Raw genomic sequence first — 1,914 nt, 5'->3', positions numbered from 1 at the left:
GGGGGGGCCCGCGGCGGGGGTGCGCGCCTTGCGCTCCTACTCCCCCCCGCACGCCGCTCCCCGTCGTTTCCCGCCTACTGCTGTGCGCAGAGGGTCAGTTGATGTAGACGTGCGGGTTGCCCGCGACCGAGCTGTCGATCACCGGCCCGTAGGTGGCGGTGAAGTAGCCGGTGGCGAAGCAGGTGCTCGGGCCGGACACCTTGGCGAACGCCTGGGAGGCGAACCCGATGGTCTGACCGGTGTTGTCGGTGGTGCCGGAGATGCTGCCGGGCGCGCGGTAGACGCAGGTGGTGGTACCGAGGATGGTGTTCAGCACGACCGTGGTCTGCAGTGGACCGGCCGCCGTCGGGCTGAGCGTCACGGGGTTGCCGGCCGCGTCGCTGACCGAGTTGGTGTACGGCAGGTTGTTGACCGTGATGCTCTTGACGCCGGTGACACCGATGACGTTCGCGGTGCAGGAGCTGAAGGTGTGGCTGTTGAGGCTCTCGGTGGCCACGCCCGGGGCCGCCGGGTTGCTGGTCACCGTGGCGGAGAAGGCGGAGACGGCGCACTTGATGCCGCTCGTGCCGGTGGCACTGGAGTAGAAGGTGGCGTAGCTGCCGGGGACCAGGTTGGCGGTCAGGACGTCGCCGACGGCGACGGCGGGGCCGCCGACGGAGGTGTGGGTCAGCACGGCTGAACCGGCGGCCTGGGCCGGGGTGACGGCTGCGGTCGCCAGGGCGACGGCGGCCAGGGCCGCGGCGCCGAGGGTGCGGCTGATGCGCATGAGGGTGCCTCTCTCCGTACGAGCTGGGTGGGGGAGCCCGCGGATTCGCGCTGGGATCGCGCGGCGGGAGCTGCCGCGGTGCACGCGGCAGGGTGGAGCGGAGTGGGGGTGCTGAGAACCTGCGGACACGCGTCCGGTGCCGTCGGCGGGCCCGGCGCCACGGGCCCCGCCGTCCGGCGAGGAGGTGCGGGAGGTGCGGGAGGTGCGGTGGTGCGGGGGATCGCGGCGGTGCGGGCCGTGCGATGAGGTGCCTGAGTGGTGCACGTCGACGGCTGCCACCGCCGGGCATGCGTTCGCCATACTGAACAGTCGGAACGCGTGGAGGTTTCCGTCGGCTCAGCGCCGTTCGATTGGAAACCTGCGAGTGTTGTAAACCAGCCCTTGCGTCAATGTCAATACTGAGCACAGGAGTTGGCGATGGACCTGGATGCCGTTCACGGTGCCGAGGCACTGCTGCTGCCCGGGGCGCGGACCGGCCGTGACCCGGCGCGGTCGATCAAGCGCGGCCCGAGCCGGCTGCCCCCCGGCGTGGTCGCCGCCACCCAGCGGGAACGCCTGCTCGACGGGCTGGTCCACACCGTGGCCGAGCACGGCTACCAGCGGGCGACGGTGAGCGACATCTGCCGCGCGGCCGGGGTGACCAGGCCGGTCTTCTACGAGCTGTTCAGCGGCAAGGAGGACGCCTTCCTGGCCACCCACCGGCACGGCACCGGCGTGGTGATCCGGCGGATGGCGGCGGCCTTCGCGGCGGCCCCGAACTGGTGCGCCGGGATCCACGACGCCCTGCGCGCGATGCTCGACCTGCTGGCCCGCGTCCCCGCCTTCGCCACCATGGCGGTGATCGAGGTGGAGTCGGTCGGCCCGGCCGGCCGCCGTGAGCGCGAGCAACTCCTCACCCGGTTCCGGGCGTTCTTCGCCGAGGTGCCCCCACTGCCGTGCGGCGTCGAGGTGCAGCCGCTGGTGGACGCGGTGGTCGGCGGCGTCTACAGCACCCTCTACCGCTGTGTCGACGCCGGCCGGACCGGCGAACTCCCGGCCGAACTGCCGATGTTGAGCCTGTTCTGCCTGGCGCCCTTCCTCGGCCCGGAGGAGGCCGCCCGGCGGCTGGCCGCGGCTCAGGACCTGGTGCCGGCGCCTGCCTTGGCTCC

The 1,914-nt window shown here is 72.5% G+C and carries 2 protein-coding genes; one reads left to right on the top strand and one right to left on the bottom strand.

Annotated features, from left to right (window positions below; genetic code table 11):
* Nucleotides 1-94: 94 nt before the first annotated feature.
* Nucleotides 95-766, bottom strand: coding sequence for a Tat pathway signal sequence domain protein (locus tag ABZ497_RS23360; protein WP_359808001.1), 672 nt, complete (start codon nucleotides 764-766; stop codon nucleotides 95-97).
* Nucleotides 767-1,183: 417 nt separating this feature from the next.
* On the opposite strand from ABZ497_RS23360, the gene ABZ497_RS23355 reads away from it, so the two are divergent.
* A partial coding sequence (locus ABZ497_RS23355; RefSeq protein WP_359807999.1) for a TetR/AcrR family transcriptional regulator occupies nucleotides 1,184-1,914 on the top strand: 731 nt, incomplete at its 3' end.

The sequence above is a fragment of the Kitasatospora sp. NPDC005751 genome (assembly GCF_040630835.1).
Classification (GTDB): domain Bacteria; phylum Actinomycetota; class Actinomycetes; order Streptomycetales; family Streptomycetaceae; genus Kitasatospora.
The sequence above is the reverse complement of the archived record's forward strand: the minus strand, read 5'-3'. Positions and strand labels throughout refer to the sequence as shown.

Excerpts from the sequence above, each read along its gene's own strand:
- ABZ497_RS23360 (WP_359808001.1), bottom strand. The coding sequence starts at position 766 with ATGCGCATCAGCCGCACCCTCGGCGCCGCGGCCCTGGCCGCCGTCGCC.